Annotated in this window: 15 protein-coding genes; 10 read left to right on the top strand and 5 right to left on the bottom strand. The window is 65.1% G+C overall.

Going from position 1 to position 14,935, the window contains the following annotated elements:
* Positions 1–26: 26 nt before the first annotated feature.
* From I6F16_RS14075 to I6F16_RS14045, 7 genes are all read left to right on the top strand, one after another.
* Positions 27–1,028 carry a sulfate ABC transporter substrate-binding protein gene (locus I6F16_RS14075; protein WP_225111686.1) on the top strand — a complete coding sequence of 334 codons (1,002 nt, stop codon included), beginning with the start codon at positions 27–29 and terminating at the stop codon, positions 1,026–1,028.
* 37 nt (positions 1,029–1,065) lie between these two features.
* Complete coding sequence (gene cysT / locus I6F16_RS14070; RefSeq protein ID WP_074447692.1) at positions 1,066–1,902, top strand: sulfate ABC transporter permease subunit CysT; 837 nt, start codon at positions 1,066–1,068, stop codon at positions 1,900–1,902.
* 9 nt (positions 1,903–1,911) lie between these two features.
* Positions 1,912–2,823: a sulfate ABC transporter permease subunit CysW gene (cysW, locus tag I6F16_RS14065; RefSeq protein WP_036021670.1), complete on the top strand. Its 912-nt coding sequence runs from the start codon at positions 1,912–1,914 to the stop codon at positions 2,821–2,823.
* Positions 2,813–3,847 carry a sulfate ABC transporter ATP-binding protein gene (locus I6F16_RS14060; RefSeq protein ID WP_035998225.1) on the top strand — a complete coding sequence of 345 codons (1,035 nt, stop codon included), beginning with the start codon at positions 2,813–2,815 and terminating at the stop codon, positions 3,845–3,847. The genes cysW and I6F16_RS14060 overlap by 11 nt, the downstream gene beginning before the upstream one ends.
* A 107-nt stretch (positions 3,848–3,954) precedes the next feature.
* A complete protein-coding gene (locus tag I6F16_RS14055) occupies positions 3,955–4,458 on the top strand; it encodes a CAP domain-containing protein (protein ID WP_035998228.1) in 504 nt (167 codons plus the stop codon).
* A gap of 79 nt (positions 4,459–4,537) precedes the next feature.
* Complete coding sequence (locus I6F16_RS14050) at positions 4,538–5,713, top strand: patatin-like phospholipase family protein (RefSeq protein WP_036036932.1); 1,176 nt, start codon at positions 4,538–4,540, stop codon at positions 5,711–5,713.
* Between the two features lies 1 nt (position 5,714).
* Entirely contained in the window at positions 5,715–6,503 is a 789-nt protein-coding gene (locus I6F16_RS14045) for a 3-hydroxybutyrate dehydrogenase (protein WP_035998234.1), read from the top strand.
* 156 nt (positions 6,504–6,659) lie between these two features.
* Here I6F16_RS14045 and I6F16_RS14040 read toward each other — a convergent pair whose 3' ends face one another.
* Together I6F16_RS14040 and I6F16_RS14035 are read right to left on the bottom strand one after the other, a co-directional pair.
* Positions 6,660–8,018 (bottom strand): flippase, encoded by a 1,359-nt coding sequence (locus I6F16_RS14040; protein WP_225111687.1) that lies wholly within the window; start codon positions 8,016–8,018, stop codon positions 6,660–6,662.
* An 85-nt stretch (positions 8,019–8,103) separates the two neighbouring features.
* On the bottom strand, positions 8,104–8,943 hold the full coding sequence (locus I6F16_RS14035) for a protein-disulfide reductase DsbD domain-containing protein (RefSeq protein WP_035998237.1): 840 nt from the start codon (positions 8,941–8,943) through the stop codon (positions 8,104–8,106).
* Between the two features lie 142 nt (positions 8,944–9,085).
* Here I6F16_RS14035 and I6F16_RS14030 point away from each other — a divergent pair, with 142 nt between their 5' ends.
* Positions 9,086–9,730, top strand: coding sequence for a YqgE/AlgH family protein (locus tag I6F16_RS14030; RefSeq protein WP_035998239.1), 645 nt, complete (start codon positions 9,086–9,088; stop codon positions 9,728–9,730).
* A gap of 152 nt (positions 9,731–9,882) precedes the next feature.
* Here the strand turns inward: I6F16_RS14030 and I6F16_RS14025 are convergent, their stop codons facing one another.
* Both I6F16_RS14025 and I6F16_RS14020 read right to left on the bottom strand, forming a co-directional pair.
* Positions 9,883–10,770 (bottom strand): TauD/TfdA family dioxygenase, encoded by an 888-nt coding sequence (locus tag I6F16_RS14025; RefSeq protein ID WP_035998242.1) that lies wholly within the window; start codon positions 10,768–10,770, stop codon positions 9,883–9,885.
* A 96-nt stretch (positions 10,771–10,866) separates the two neighbouring features.
* A complete protein-coding gene (locus I6F16_RS14020) occupies positions 10,867–11,646 on the bottom strand; it encodes an SDR family NAD(P)-dependent oxidoreductase (protein ID WP_074447693.1) in 780 nt (259 codons plus the stop codon).
* Between the two features lie 100 nt (positions 11,647–11,746).
* Between I6F16_RS14020 and I6F16_RS14015 the strand changes: the two genes are divergently transcribed.
* The gene (locus I6F16_RS14015; protein WP_225111688.1) at positions 11,747–12,484 is read left to right on the top strand and encodes an SDR family oxidoreductase; all 738 of its coding nucleotides are present in this window, start codon (positions 11,747–11,749) and stop codon (positions 12,482–12,484) included.
* Between the two features lie 64 nt (positions 12,485–12,548).
* On the top strand, positions 12,549–12,923 hold the full coding sequence (locus tag I6F16_RS14010; protein ID WP_035998251.1) for a CsbD family protein: 375 nt from the start codon (positions 12,549–12,551) through the stop codon (positions 12,921–12,923).
* A 163-nt stretch (positions 12,924–13,086) separates the two neighbouring features.
* On the opposite strand, the gene I6F16_RS14005 is transcribed toward I6F16_RS14010, so the two are convergent.
* On the bottom strand, positions 13,087–14,796 hold the full coding sequence (locus I6F16_RS14005) for a DUF459 domain-containing protein (protein ID WP_225173822.1): 1,710 nt from the start codon (positions 14,794–14,796) through the stop codon (positions 13,087–13,089).
* Positions 14,797–14,935 lie beyond the last annotated feature (139 nt).

Here is a 14,935-nt window from a genome sequence, read left to right as displayed (position 1 = left end):
TGTCGTCGAGGTGAATGGAGATGGACATGATGCGCCGTATCGTTCCGCTCGCCGCAGGATTGCTCGCGACGGGGTTCTGGGCAGGCTCGGCTCTGGCCGCCGACATCAATTTGCTGAACGTGTCGTACGATCCGACGCGCGAGCTCTATGTCGAGTTCAACAAGGCGTTCGCGAGCGCCTACCAGAAGGAAACCGGCAAGAGCGTCGAGATCAAGCAGTCGCACGGCGGCAGCGGCTCGCAGGCGCGCGCGGTGATCGACGGCTTGCAGGCTGATGTGGTGACGCTGGCGCTCGCCTATGACATCGACGCCATCGCGAGCAAGCGCCTCACCGCGACGGATTGGCAGAAACGGCTGCCACAGAATTCGTCGCCCTACACGTCGACCATCGTGTTCTTGGTGCGCAAGGGCAATCCCAAGGGCATCAAGGACTGGGATGATCTGATCAAGCCGGGCGTTGCCGTCATCACGCCGAACCCGAAAACGTCGGGCGGCGCGCGCTGGAATTATCTTGCCGCCTGGGGCTTTGCGCAAAAGAAATACGGTTCGGCCGACAAGGCCAAGGACTTCGTTGGGAAGCTCTTCCAGCAGGTGCCGGTGCTCGATACCGGCGCCCGGGGCGCCACTGTGACCTTTGTCGAGCGCGGCGTCGGTGACGTGCTGCTCGCCTGGGAGAACGAGGCGTTCCTGGCCCTCAAGGAATTCGGTGCGAACAAGTTCGAGATCGTTGCACCGCCGCAGTCGATCCTCGCCGAGCCGCCGGTCGCGATCGTGGACAAGATTGCCGACAAAAAGGGCACCCGCAATGCGGCTGACGCCTACCTCCAATACTGGTACACCAAGGAAGGGCAGGAAATCGCCGCGCGCAATTTCTACCGTCCGCGTGATGCCGAGACCGCCAAAAAGTACGAAAATGCCTTCGCCAAGGTCGAGCTGTTCACGATCGACGACGTCTTCGGCGGCTGGACCAAGGCACAGAAGGAACATTTTGCAGACGGCGGCGTTTTCGATCAGATTTACAAGAACTGATCGGGCGCTGTCGTAGGGGGCTTTAGCAGGGGGCCTGGTGAGCGCACTCGCAGCACGACGCCGGACATTGCCGGGCTTCGGTCTCACCATGGGACTGACGCTTTCCTGGCTGTCCGTGATCATCCTGATTCCACTCGCCGGCCTGTTCCTGAGATCGCTTGAGCTCAGCCCCGAGCAGTTCTGGAACATCCTCTCCAGCCGCCGCACCCTGAACGCGCTCCGCGTCTCGTTCGGCCTCGCCTTTGCGGCGGCTTGCGTCAATCTGGTGATGGGCAGCATCATCGTCTGGGCGCTGGTGCGCTACCGCTTCCCCGGCCGCCGCATCTTCGATGCCATCGTCGACGTGCCGTTTGCGCTGCCGACGGCGGTGGCCGGCGTCGCGCTGACGGCGCTGTTCGCCGAGAAGGGCTGGCTGGGGGCGCCGCTCGCCGCGCTCGGCCTCAAGGTGGCGTTCACGCCGGTCGGCATCTTCGTCGCCATGATCTTCATCGGCATTCCCTTCGTTGTCCGCACCGTGCAGCCGGTGCTGCAGGATCTCGACCCTGAAATCGAGGAAGCCGCGGGCAGCCTGGGGGCCAGCCGCTTGCAGACCATCGTTCGCGTGATCCTGCCTTCGCTCGCGCCGGCGCTGCTCACGGGCCTCGCGCTCGCCTTCGCCCGCGCGGTCGGTGAATACGGCTCGGTGATCTTCATCGCCGGCAATCTGCCCAACGTCTCCGAGATCGCGCCGCTCTTGATCGTGATACGCCTGTCCGAATTCCGTTACGCCGATGCGACCGCGATTGCGGTGGTCATGCTGGTCGTCTCCTTCGTCATCATCTTCGCGGTCAATCGGCTCCAGCGCTGGGCGCAGAGCCGGATCCCGGCGCGCTGAGGGCGGACCATGACGATGCAGATCGCAGATTCCGTGTCGCTCTCGGCCTCCGACTCGCAGGCACGCGCGCACGCGGCGGCGGCGCGGAACAATTTGCGCACCGAGCCGCGCGCTGTCCGCATCGTCATCATCACGCTGGCGTTGCTGTTTCTCACCGTCTTCGTCGTGCTGCCGCTGGTCGTCGTGTTCGCGCAGGCATTTTCGCGCGGCATCCTCGCCTATTTCGCCGCGCTCGCCGAGCCGGAGGCGATGGCGGCGATCAAGCTGACGTTGATCGTCGCGGCGATCTCGGTCGGGCTCAATCTGGTGTTCGGCCTCGTCGCCGCCTGGGCGATTGCAAAATTCGAGTTTCCGGGCAAGACCTTCCTGATCACGCTGATCGACCTGCCGTTCTCGGTCAGCCCGGTGATCTCGGGCCTCGTCTTCGTGCTATTGTTCGGCGCGCAAGGCTATTTCGGCAGCTGGCTGCGCGAGCACGACATCCAGATCCTGTTCGCGGTCCCCGGCATCGCGCTCGCCACCACCTTCGTGACCTTCCCCTTCGTGGCGCGCGCGCTGATCCCCCTGATGCAGGAGCAGGGCACGCAGGAGGAGGAGGCCGCGATCTCGCTCGGCGCCTCCGGCCTGCAGACCTTCTTCCGCGTCACCCTGCCCAACATCAAATGGGGCGTGCTCTACGGCGTCCTGCTCTGCAACGCGCGCGCGATGGGCGAGTTCGGTGCGGTCTCCGTCGTCTCCGGCCACATCCGCGGCGAGACCAACACCATGCCGCTCTTGGTCGAGATCCTCTACAACGAATACCAGTTCGTCGCCGCTTTCGCGATCGCCTCGCTGCTCGCAATGCTGGCGCTGATCACGCTGATCGCAAAAACCGTTCTCGAACGTCATCTCGACGAAGGACAAGACGCCAGTGACCATTGAAGTCAAGAATCTCGTCAAGAAATTCGGCAGTTTTGCAGCCCTCGACGGCGTCGATCTCAAGGTCAATGACGGTGAGCTGCTGGCGCTGCTCGGCCCGTCCGGCTCCGGCAAGACCACCTTGCTGCGGATCATCGCCGGCCTCGACTGGCCGGACTCGGGCGAAGTCTCCTTCAACGGTGAGGACGCGCTGGCGCAAGGAGCCCGCGAGCGCCACGTCGGCTTCGTGTTCCAGCACTATGCGTTGTTCCGCCACATGACGGTGTTCGAGAACGTTGCCTTTGGCCTCCGCGTGCAGCCGCGCGCGGTCCGAAAGGATGAGGCTGCGATACGCTCGCGCGTCAAGGAGCTGCTCGATCTGGTGCAGCTCGACTGGCTCGCCGACCGCTATCCAAGCCAGCTCTCCGGCGGCCAGCGTCAGCGCATCGCGCTCGCCCGTGCGCTTGCGATCGAGCCGCGCATCCTCCTGCTCGATGAACCCTTCGGCGCGCTCGACGCCAAGGTGCGCAAGGAGCTGCGCAAATGGCTGCGCTCGCTGCATCACGAGATCCACGTCACCTCGATCTTCGTCACGCACGATCAGGAGGAGGCGCTGGAAGTCGCCAACCGCGTCGTGGTGATGGACAAGGGACGGATCGAGCAGATCGGCTCGCCCGACGACGTCTACGACAATCCGGCGACTGCGTTCGTGCACGGCTTCATTGGCGAATCCATCGTGCTGCCGATCCAGATCGGCGATGGTGCGATCCGGCTCGGCGACCGGCAGCTCGATCTGGCGGCCGATGGGCTTGCGCCTGGCGCGTCGAAGCTGTTCGTGCGGCGACATGACATGCTGGTCGGCCCGCCCGGCAGCGGCGCCTTCGAGGGCGCGGTCCAGCACGTCCGCAATTTCGGTCCGGTGCAGCGGGCGGAAGTAGCCCTGTCCGGCGGCGAGACCATCGAGATCGACGCCCCCCGCGACAAGGAACTGCGCGCCGGCGACACCATCGGCCTCAATCCGCGTCGCTACCGGATTTTTGCGGGCTGAGCCCACCGTCATTCCGCCGCGGAATGACGGCTCAAATTCTCTTCAAAATTCACCTTTCAGCCATTGTTGGTATGCAACAACAGCCCCTCATTTGGGGGCCCCGATTCATGCGCGCTGCGGCCGCAATTCTCATCATGTTGCTGCTCGCCGGTTGTGCCGGCAACGAAGCACCGGTCCAGCAGCCGTCGATGTATGCCGATATGGCGGTGCCGGGCTCCAAGCTCGACGTCCAGGCAGCTGCGATCATGATCTCGCAATACCGCCAGAACAACGGGCTCGGTACGGTCGTGGTCGACCCGGATTTGACGCGGCTCGCCGAATCCCAATCGGGCGCGATGGCGGCGGCCAACAAGATGGACCACGACGTCCGCGCGCCGCTCGCCAAGCGTCTGGCCTCTGGCGGTTATCCTGCCACCGTGGCGGTCGAGAACATCTCGGCCGGCTATCATACGCTGGCGGAAGCGTTTTCCGGCTGGCGCGACTCGCCTCCGCACCGCGCGAACATGCTCAAGAGCGGTGTCACAAAATTGGGCATCGCGGCGAGCTATGCTCCAGGCACCAAATACAAGGTGTTCTGGACCATGATCCTGGCCTCCACCGAGCCTCGATAAGCCAGACTTGATCCCGGGGATGCATTGACGTCGCGGCGGAGTGTCGCCACGGTGGCCAGCCTTTTGCTATTGTTCCCGCATGACCGATCATAGTCCGGAAACCGCAACAATCCCCACGAATGCGCAACGCGTCCTGGTCCTCCAGGGCGGCGGCGCGCTCGGCTCGTACCAGGCTGGCGCCTTCCAGGCGCTGTGTGGCTACGGCTTCGATCCGGAATGGGTCGCCGGCATCTCGATCGGCGCGGTCAATGCCGCCATCATCGCCGGCAACGAGGGGCACACCCGCGTCGAGCGGCTCAAGGAATTCTGGGAAATGGTGTCGGCCCCGGTGCCGTGGAAGCCGGTCGGCAAGAGCGACCGCAGCCGCGAGCTGTTCAATTCCACCAGTGCCGCGCTGATTGCGACGTTCGGCGTGCCCGGCTTCTTCACCCCACGCATTCCGCCGGCGCCGCTGTGGCCGCCGGGGCATCCCGAGGCCGAAAGCTATTACGATACCTCGCCGCTGAAGAAGACGCTGGAGCGTCTTGTCGATTTCGACCGCATCAACGATCTGAAGACACGCCTGTCGGTCGGCGCGGTCGGCGTCACCTCGGGCAATTTCAGATATTTCGACAATTACGCGTTCAAGAAGCTCGGCAAGAAGATCGGCCCCGAGCACATCATGGCCTCCGGCGCGCTGCCGCCGGGCTTTCCCTCCGTCGTCATCGACGGCGAGCATTATTGGGACGGCGGCATCGCCTCCAACACTCCGCTCGACTACGTGCTCGATGCCGAGGTCGAACGCGACATGCTGATCTTTCAGGTCGATTTGTTTTCCGCGCGGGGCGACCTGCCGAACTCGCTGCTGGAGGCGGCCGAGCGCGAGAAGGACATCCGCTATTCCAGCCGCACGCGGATGAACACCGACAAGAACAAGCAGCTGCACAACGCCCGCAGGGCCGTGCGCGATCTGATCGGCAAATTGCCGGACTATCTCAAGAACGATCCTTCCGTCGAATTCCTGGCGAAAGTGTCGCGCGAAAGCACCGTCACCGTGGTGCATCTGATCTATCGCAGCAAGAACTACGAATCCTCGTCCAAGGATTACGATTTCTCGCACATTGCCATGGTCGAGCATTGGGAGGCCGGCGTGCGTGACGTGCACCTGTCGATGCGCCACAAGGACTGGCTGGAGCGGCCGCAGTCCGGCGAGACCATGGTGACCTACGATCTCACGGGGGACGTCACCGCGCCCCCGGCAAAAAGGAGCGAATAGAATGGGTACTCTGTCAGGCAAGAACGCCGTCGTGACCGGATCGACCAGCGGCATCGGGCTCGCTTACGCACGCGCCTTCGCCGGCGCCGGTGCCAACGTCGTCATCAACGGTTTCGGCTCGCCGGAGGACATCGAGAAGGAGCGCGCCAAGATCGAATCCGATTTCGGCGTCAAGGCGGTCTACTCGCCCGCCGACATGACCAAGCCCGCCGAGATCGCCGGCATGATCGCGCTCGGCGAGAAGACGTTCGGCTCGGTCGACATCCTCGTCAACAATGCCGGCATCCAGTTCGTCTCGCCGATCGAGGAATTCCCGCCGGAGAAATGGGACCAGATCATCGCGATCAATCTGTCCTCGGCCTTCCACGCCATCCGCGCCGCGGTGCCCGGCATGAAGAAGAAGGGCTGGGGCCGCATCATCAACACGGCGTCGGCGCACTCGCTGGTGGCCTCGCCATTCAAGTCGGCCTACGTCTCGGCCAAGCACGGCATCGCCGGCCTCACCAAGACCGTGGCGCTGGAAGTCGCGACCCACAAGATCACCTGCAACTGCATCAGCCCCGGCTACGTCTGGACCCCGCTGGTCGAGAAGCAGATCCCCGACACGATGAAGGCGCGCAATCTGACGCGCGAGCAGGTCATCAACGATGTGCTGCTCGATGCGCAGCCGACCAAGGAGTTCGTCACCTCCGAGCAGGTCGCCGCGCTCGCGCTGTTCCTGTGCAGCGACGACGCCGCCCAGATCACCGGCACCAACCTCTCGATCGACGGCGGCTGGACCGCGGAGTAATTCGTGCCGACCTGACAACTCTCGGTCATGCCCCGCGAAGGCGGGGCATCCAGTACACCGCGGCCTCTCGGTTAATCACAGCCGCCTCGGAGTACTGGATCGCCCGGTCAAGCCGGGCGATGACAGCGAGAGTGGATCGGCGTTTTCGATCGTCGTCTATTTGCCGAACGCCAGCACGTGCAGCCCGAGCCGCTGCCGCACGATCCAGAACAACAGCACCGTCTCGAAGGTGAGGGAGATCGAGGTCGCGGCCGCCGCGCCATGGCCGCCGTAGCGCGGCACCAGCGCGATGCAGAGCACGAGGTTCATCATGAAGGCTAGCGCATAGGCGAGCGCGCAGATCTTCTGCTGGCCGAGCATGTTGAGCAGGCGCTCGACCGGCCCGATCGCAGAGCGGACCACGAGCCCGATCGCGGCGACGAACATGATGTCGTAGCCGACGGTGAATTGCGGCCCGAACAGCCAGAGCAGCGGCTTGCCGAGCGCGAGCAGCACGATGGTCGCGGCCAGCGACGGCCAGAACGTCCAGGTGATGGCATGCGCGACGTAGGCCGACAGGCGCGCCTTGTCGCCGCTGGCATTGTATTCGGCGAAGCGGTGTGCCGTCGTAGCTGACATCGCGTAGTGGATGAACGAGACCAGCGCCAGCGTCTTCACCACGGCGAAATAGACGCCGACCTCGTCCGAGGGACGGAATTGCTGCAGCACCAGCACGTCGGTGTAGGACAGGAGCAGGTAGAAGCTCTCGACCAGCAGGATCGGCAGCGAGACGGCAAGCCAGCCCTTGACGTCATAGGCCTTCGGTCCCGGTGTGATGTGATCGGCGAGCTTGCGGTTCAGCACCACCATCTGCCCGGCCATCGCGATCCATACCGCGCAAAGGCTCGCGACCATCGCGGCGACCGCGCCGAGGTGATAGCCGAGCAGGAAGGCGAACGCCGTGATGCCGATGATCAGCGCCTGGCGGATGATGAATTGCGGCATCAGGCCGAGCTGCATCCAGTCGTGCGAGCGCGCGATGCCGTCCTGGGTGTTGGCGACCACGAAAGCGGGCAGCGTCATGCAGCCGATATAGAGCGGCAGCACCTCGGCCGGATCGATCCAGGGCGACAGCAATTTGACGATGCCAGCAAGGCCGAGCGACGTCAGCGTGGACACGGCAAAGGTCAGCCAGCGGCTGCCGGACAGGAAGCCGCGCAGCAGCGCGTGCGCGCCGCTGGCGCGGTACTCCGGAATGATTTTTTGCGCGGAGGCCGAGATGCCGAAATCCATCATGCTGCCGAGCAGCAGCACCCAGGTCCAGACATAGACGTAGATGCCGTAATCGGACGTGCCCATCCAGCGCGCCAGCAGCACCTGCGAGACATAAGCGAGGCCGGCGCTGATGACGCGAATGATGAAGATGGTGCCGGCGAGCCGTCGGGTCAGCGACGCCTCGCTCGATCCGCCCGCGAGCCTGGCACGCAGCCGCGCGACCAGCCCGGCCGGTCCGGTCGTTGCGGGTGGTGCATCCATCACGGCCAATTCGAACAATCCCCAGCGACCTGCAGCGGCAGGCGAGGGATTAGCAACCATTCGTTAAGATTCGGTTGGGCGGACGCTAGTTCAAATTCGTGTTGAACTCGTACGCCTTCTCCGGCCCGACCAGCGTGAACTTCAGCGCCGCGCCCTCGGGCTTGGCGCCCGGCGGCAGCCCGTCGAGCTCGAACGAGAAGCGCACGACCCCGGGCGGGCTGGGCTGCACCGGCGCCGGAATCGGCAGCGCCCAATCGGGTGTCGGTCCCTCCACGAACAGATTGACCTTGCGGCTGTCCGGCGCCACCACATCGACCACTACGTTCTTGGGCCCGTCCCGCTTGACGTCGCGAATGGTGAGCGGATTGGGGTCGCCGATATTGGCGGGCTTCGGCACGGTGTCGAGCGCGGCACGCAAGTTCGCGTCCTCGGTCGAGGCGACGCTGTTGAAGCCGAGCTCGGCGCTGGCCTCTACGGGAATGCAGAGCTTCTCGCACACCGCGTAGTTGATCTCGGCCCTCAAGGTCACCGGCTTGTCTGCAGCCTTGGCGACGATGCGCAGGGGCAGCACGACTTGGTCGCGATAGCCGATGGAATGGCCGCCCGCGCCGTCGTCGAACTTCAGCGGCGCCGGCCACATCACCGTCACCGCCTCGACATTGTCGGACTTGGAGAAGTCGAACCGGGGTGGAACGCCGGAATCGCCGGGCGACCGCCAGTAGGTCTTCCAGCCGGGCTGCAGCTGGAAGGCGATACCGCCGAGCAGCACCGCGCCGCTGCGCGAGCCCGCCAGGAGCCGCACCGCGGAATGTCCATCGCGTTGCCAAGGCGATGCGTCATCGGCACGGGCCGCGATAGCCAACGACGACGCGAGCAGGGTTGTCGCGACGCCAATCGCCGCACGCAGGGGAACAATGCTGGACATGGCACGTCTTTACAGGGTCACCCAGGGCCAAACCATTGAATTGCTTGTGATGGATGCACTCGAATCAACTCGCCGCAAGCCTTGATTTGACAGCCGCCCGGCCCGACATCAGGATAGGAATTGAAACCGGAGTGCTCGAGCGATGGCTCCCACAGGCAAGAGGACGGGCGAAAGCACCCGCAGCTCGGGCGCCGCGCTGCCCAGTTCCGGCGGCTATCTCGACGGCCGGCTCCTGATCGCAATGCCCGTGATGGGCGATTCCCGCTTCGAGCGCTCGGTGATCTATCTTTGCGCCCATTCGGCGGAGGGGGCGATGGGCATCATCGTGAACCACCCCGCCGGCAGCATCGATTTCCCCGAGCTCTTGCAGCAGCTCGGCATCATCAAGAAGGGCGAGCACATCAAGCTGCCGGAGAATGCCGAAAGTATGAAGGTGCTGCGGGGCGGGCCGGTCGACACCGGGCGCGGCTTCGTGCTGCATTCCAGCGACTTCTACATCGAGAACGCGACGCTGCGGATCGATGACGGCGTCTGCCTGACCGCGACGGTCGACATTCTGCGCGCCATCGCCAACGGCTCCGGCCCCAAGCACGCCATCCTCGCGCTCGGCTATGCCGGCTGGGCGCCGGGCCAGCTCGAGACGGAGATCCAGAGCAACGGCTGGCTGCATTGCGACGCGGACGCGGATCTGATTTTCGGCGACGACGTCGAGGACAAGTACAATCGCGCTTTGCAGAAGATCGGCATCGACCCTGGTATGCTCTCGAACGAGGCCGGGCACGCGTAGCGTTATCGGCCGCTATTGCCACACTCTCCACTGCCCTCAGTTATTCTCCGCTGTCGTCCCGGATCGGCGCTTCGCGCCGGACAACGCTACGCGTTGCCCAGCGCTCCGCTTGTCCGGGACGACGACCGAATTTGTGGCTACTCCGACCCGGCCTACTCCGCCGCCTGCTGCTGCACCGTCGGCTCCGTCCCTGCCACCGTCGCGCGGCGCATGTCGCGGGGCTGGGACTGGTCGTAGCGGCGGACGCGGTGCATGGTCTGGCGGTTGTCCCACATCACGAGGTCATGCAGCTTCCATTTGTGCACGTAGACGAACTCGGGTTGCGTGGCGTGCTCGGTCAGATCGCGCAGCAATAGCCGCCCCTCGGGCATGCTCATGCCGACGACCTTGCCGGCATGCGATGACAGATACAGCGACTTGCGGCGATGCACGGGGTGCGTGCGCACCAGCCGTTGCAGCACCGGCTTGAACATCTCCTTCTCTTCGTCGGTATATTCGGTGAAGCCGAGCGATCCCCGCGAATACATCAGCGAATGCTCGCAGACGAGGTCCTCGATCTCCGCCTTGGTCTCGTCGTCGAGCGCATCGTAGGCTGCACGCATGTCGGCGAACTCGGTGTTGCCGCCCTTCGGGTTCACCACGCGCGCCGATAGCAGCGAGAATTTTGCGGGGATCGGACGGAACGAGCTGTCCGAGTGCCACAGGCAATTGCCGAGGTTGAACAGATTGGCGCGGCTGTCCTTGGGCAGCGGCTTGCCGTCCTTGCCGAGGTTGGAGACGTCGTTCAGGCCTGAGGTGAGGCGGTGTTCATCCGCCTTGGTGATGTTGCCGCCGCGCGCCTCCTCGCGCTGGCCAAAATTCAGCGCGAATGCCATCTGCTGCTCGTCGGTGATGTCCTGGTCGTGGAAGACGAGCACCGCGTACTTGTCCATGGCGGCCTCGATCTCGCGCGCCTGATCCGGCGTGAGCGGCTTGCGCAAGTCGAGGCCGGACACCTCGCCGACGAAATGTTTCTGAAGCTGCCGGATGGCGATGGTCATTGCGTTCCTCCCGCATCTACGAGCGGTTTCCCCGCTCTGTTTGTGGAAAAAATGACTCCCGCATCCGGCGATGTCAACGCGCCGCGCGCATGGCTCTCACGCGTTCCGCGCCATCAGCCCGCCATCGACCGGGATCACCGCGCCGGTGAGGAAGGACGCCGCCGGAAGGCACAGGCTCAGCGTCATATGCGCGACCTCTTCAGGGTCGCCGTAGCGGCCGAGTGCGGTGCGGCGCTTGGCGTAGATGGTCTTGTGCTCCTCCGGGATGCGGTCGGTGATTTTTGTGCGGATCGGTCCGGGGCAGATGCAGTTGACGGTGATGCCCTCGCGGCCGAGCTCCACCGCCAGCGAGCGGGTGAGGCTCACGACGCCGCCCTTCGCGGCCGAATACGGGCTGTGCAATGCGGTGGCGCCGAGCGCCTCGGTCGAGGCGATGTTGACGATGCGGGGACTCTTCGACTTGCGCAAGTGCGGCAGCGCGGCGCGGATGATGCGTGGGTGCGCCGTCAGCATCACGGCGATGCCCTTCGCCCAGGCGTCCTCGTAGCCCTCATCGTCGATCGCGACGCGCACGGAGATGCCGGCATTGTTGACGACGATGTCGAGGGCGCCGAAATGCGCGGCGACATCGCCGACCACACGTTTGATTTCGCCGCCGTCGGCGACGTCGAGCTTCCACGCCCTTGCCGCGCCTCCGCTTGCCGCAATCTCCCTGGCGACGTCCTGCGCGCCTTGCTCGTCGAAATCGGTGACGGCGACGTTCGCACCTTCGTTTCCGAACACGCGCGCTGTGGCGCGCCCCATGCCGCTGGCTGCGCCAGTGACGAGCACGGTGAGCCCCTTCACGGACCGGCTGAGCTCCCTGACGTCGGACATGCTGTTCCCTCGCGCCGAGCTGGTTCTTGTTGTGATTGACAAGGCTGGCATCGATCCGCAGACAGGTCAAACAAGCAGAAAACAAAAGGGGAGGCCGACAATGGCAAATGAGCTCGATTACTCAGGCAAGCAGGTGCTGGTGGTCGGCGGTTCCAGCGGCATCGGCAACGGCATCGCGCAGGCCTTTCGCGCCAAGGGCGCAGCTGTTGCCGTCTGCGGCACGCGTGCTCGCGCAACGGAATATTCAGCCGACGAAGGCTCCGATCTCGAAGGTCTTGCTTACGCGCAGCTCGATGTCGGCAATTCCGGTGCGATCGAAGCATTCAGGCCGCCGTTCGACCGTCTCGACGTCCTGGTGCTCGCGCAGGGCGCGGTGATCTACCGCCGCGGCGAATTCGAGATGGCGGGTTTCCGCAAGGTGGTCGAGGTCAATCTGATGAGCCTGATGGCCTGCGCGACGCGCTTTCATTCCATGTTGCGGGACGCGAAGGGCGCGCTGATCATCGTGTCCTCGACCGCGGCCTATCATTCCACCATGGGCAATCCCGCCTACAACGCCTCGAAGACCGGTGCGGTCGGATTGACGCGGACGCTGGGCGAGGCCTGGGCCGAGGACGGCATCCGCGTCAACGGCATCGCGCCAGGGCTCGTCGACACCAAGATGACGAAGGTGACGACCGACAATCCGAAGCGGCTCGAAGGCGCGCTCGCACGCATCCCGCTGCGGCGATTGGGTACGCCGGCCGACATGGCGGGCGCGGCGCTGTTCCTGGCCTCGCCGCTGTCGTCCTACATCATCGGCCAGACGCTGGTCGTCGATGGCGGCCTGATTCTATAGGAGAGCCTAAGGAACCGCGCTGCGTCTGATCGGTTACTTCGGCTGACCACCGAGGAGGATCATCATGGACACGGATCGGATTGTTGGATCGGCGAAGGAATATGCCGGACGCGCGGAAGGCGCGATCGGAGACATGGCAGGCGATGCCAAGACGCAGGCGTCGGGCAAGGCGCGGGAAGCCGCGGGCACGGTGCAGAATCTCTACGGCCAGGCCAAGGATGCCGTGCGCGACGCCACGGACACCGCCGCGGGCTATGCCAAGGACGCCTACGAGAACAGTGGTGAGACTTTCCGCGACGGCTCGAAGGCCATTGCGCAGAAGGTGCAGGACAATCCGCTCGGCGCGCTGCTGGTTGCCGGCGGCATCGGCTTCGCGCTGGCGCTGCTGATGTCGCGTCCCGCCCGCCGCCCGCCGTCACGCTGGCGCTATTACGGCTAGTTGCCGAAACGCCTGTCACGCGTGCCCCGGCTCAGCGATGCAGCGTGAGACGCTGCATCGCTGAGCCGGGGCCATCTTTTCTGAATGCCGCACGAATTGGGTCCCGACTCTGCGCCGCATCACCAGAAGGTGCAGCGTCGCGTCCGGGACACGAGATCTTACCTTACCGGAACATCTCGGCGGAACGGCCGACGTTAGCCGGCGGACGCGGGATCCCAGGATTGGGATTCGGATTGCGCGGCCCGGGCGGCGGCGCCATTTGGCGCGGCGGCGGGGGCTGCGGCGAGCCGAAGCCGAAGAAATCACGGAATGTGGGCGTTGCCTGGGCCGGCAGTTGCGGGGCGACCTGCGGCTTCTTCGGCGCGAGCTTTGGCGGTGCGATCGCGGCGGCCGCGCCCGATACGCCTTGAGCTGCCCCGCCGTCCGGCGTCGTTGCCGCCATCGGCGTATCGCCCTTGGCCTGCTCGCGGCCGACTTCCCGGCGCGGCCAGGCATAATCGTCGGCGCGGCCGGCGGGAGCCGCCAGCGGCTCACCCTTCACCATCGTCTTGGCGGCGAGCGCATCGACAGCGGCGGGACGCGTGCCCGGTCCGCCCAGCAATTGATCGGTCGCGATCGAGGCTGCAACCAGCGGCACGATCGGTCCGGCCAACGGCCGTGGCGCGGGCTTGCCCGGCTCGGCGCTGGTGTCGGGGGTCGCGGGCTCGCTCGGCAGCGCGATCGGGCCGGAGCGTCCGGCAAGCAGACGCGTGATCTCGCGCTCGACATAATGCGCGAGCTTGCGCGCGCCGGCCTTGGTGAAATAGATGCCGTCGGAGCTGCGGAGCTGGCGGATCTGGCCTTCGAAGTCCGGGCCCTTCTGCAGGAAGCGGCCGGCTTCGTCGACGAAGCCGTCCCATACGTCGACATAGGTGATGCCGGCCTTGGCCGCGCCCTCACGGTACAGCGAATCCAGGAAAAGCGTGTCCGCGGTGCCCTTCGGTCCGCGGACCGCGGGCAGGCCGACCCAGAGCACCGGCACGCCCTTGGTTTTGAGGACGGCCGCGAGCTCCTCGATCTTCTTGCCGTAGAGCTCGACCCAGCGCTCGTCACGGAATTCGTAGAGGCCGTTCGGATTGCGCGCGGTCTTTTCCGGCGCGGCTGCCGGCGTGTCGGCATTGTCGGCGTCGTCCTGCGGCAGGTCGGCGTCGGCAGGCTTATCGTCCGGCTTGGCGGCGCTGTCGCCGGGCTTGGCGTCGCTGGGCTTACCTTGCGGCTTTGCGCGCGCACCCTTGTCGTTCTTCTTATCTTTGTCCTTCTCCGCGGCCGGCTTGTCGGGTTTGTCGGCGGCCGGCTCGCGGATCGCGACGCGGTCGTTGAGGCCGAGCATGACGACGATCACGTCGGGCTTTTCGGTCTCGAGAATGCCCTTGGCCGCCGCGGCCCAGTCCGCGGGCTCGCCCTTGGGCTGGTACCTGATCAGGCCGGACGTGGTCTTGTGCTTGCGGATCACGCCCATGTCGGGCTGCTCGGCGTAGGCGTCTTCGAGGCCATAGGCGAGCCAGTCGGCCATGGCATCGCCGATCACCAGCACGTTCTTCTCAGGAATGGTGTCGCGTTTGGCCGGCGCCGGCGCGCGCGAAAAATCCTGGCGCGGCGCCTGCGGCGGCGGCTGGAATGGTGCGAAGAAGTCGCCGCCGAACCATCCGCCACCTCCGCCGCCCCGTGGTGGCGGTGGTGGGGCCGAACGCTGCGGCGGACCGCCGAAGCCAGGGAAGTTGAAGAACTGCGCCGAAGCGGGTGCCGCCACCGACACCAGGATCGCAAGCGCCGTCCCCAGCGCGATCAACGGGCCAGTCTCGGTCAGCGCCTTGAACAGGGACTTCTTCGACATGCGATCTCGGGCACGTGCAATGGGGGATCGAAGTTAGCTCAATATAATAACGGAATCAGGCGCCAAACGGGCAAATTCCATCGCAGATTCTTGTCCATAGACCGGGGAACACCAGTCCCGGTCAAGGCTATCAGCCAAA

It is taken from the genome of Bradyrhizobium sp. IC4060 (genome assembly GCF_020193715.1).
Classification (GTDB): domain Bacteria; phylum Pseudomonadota; class Alphaproteobacteria; order Rhizobiales; family Xanthobacteraceae; genus Bradyrhizobium; species Bradyrhizobium yuanmingense.
Note: the sequence above shows the minus strand (reverse complement) of the source record. Positions and strands in the feature narration are given on the sequence as shown.

Bases quoted from the DNA above. Each gene is read 5' to 3' on its own strand.
- I6F16_RS14040 (WP_225111687.1), bottom strand. From the start codon at position 8,018: ATGGATGCACCACCCGCAACGACCGGACCGGCCGGGCTGGTCGCGCGG.
- I6F16_RS14050 (WP_036036932.1), top strand. From the start codon at position 4,538: ATGACCGATCATAGTCCGGAAACCGCAACAATCCCCACGAATGCGCAA.
- I6F16_RS14045 (WP_035998234.1), top strand. From the start codon at position 5,715: ATGGGTACTCTGTCAGGCAAGAACGCCGTCGTGACCGGATCGACCAGC.
- cysW (WP_036021670.1), top strand. From the start codon at position 1,912: ATGACGATGCAGATCGCAGATTCCGTGTCGCTCTCGGCCTCCGACTCG.
- I6F16_RS14030 (WP_035998239.1), top strand. From the start codon at position 9,086: ATGGCTCCCACAGGCAAGAGGACGGGCGAAAGCACCCGCAGCTCGGGC.
- I6F16_RS14035 (WP_035998237.1), bottom strand. From the start codon at position 8,943: ATGTCCAGCATTGTTCCCCTGCGTGCGGCGATTGGCGTCGCGACAACC.
- I6F16_RS14015 (WP_225111688.1), top strand. From the start codon at position 11,747: ATGGCAAATGAGCTCGATTACTCAGGCAAGCAGGTGCTGGTGGTCGGC.
- I6F16_RS14005 (WP_225173822.1), bottom strand. From the start codon at position 14,796: ATGTCGAAGAAGTCCCTGTTCAAGGCGCTGACCGAGACTGGCCCGTTG.
- I6F16_RS14020 (WP_074447693.1), bottom strand. From the start codon at position 11,646: ATGTCCGACGTCAGGGAGCTCAGCCGGTCCGTGAAGGGGCTCACCGTG.
- I6F16_RS14025 (WP_035998242.1), bottom strand. From the start codon at position 10,770: ATGACCATCGCCATCCGGCAGCTTCAGAAACATTTCGTCGGCGAGGTG.
- I6F16_RS14010 (WP_035998251.1), top strand. From the start codon at position 12,549: ATGGACACGGATCGGATTGTTGGATCGGCGAAGGAATATGCCGGACGC.
- I6F16_RS14075 (WP_225111686.1), top strand. From the start codon at position 27: ATGATGCGCCGTATCGTTCCGCTCGCCGCAGGATTGCTCGCGACGGGG.
- I6F16_RS14055 (WP_035998228.1), top strand. From the start codon at position 3,955: ATGCGCGCTGCGGCCGCAATTCTCATCATGTTGCTGCTCGCCGGTTGT.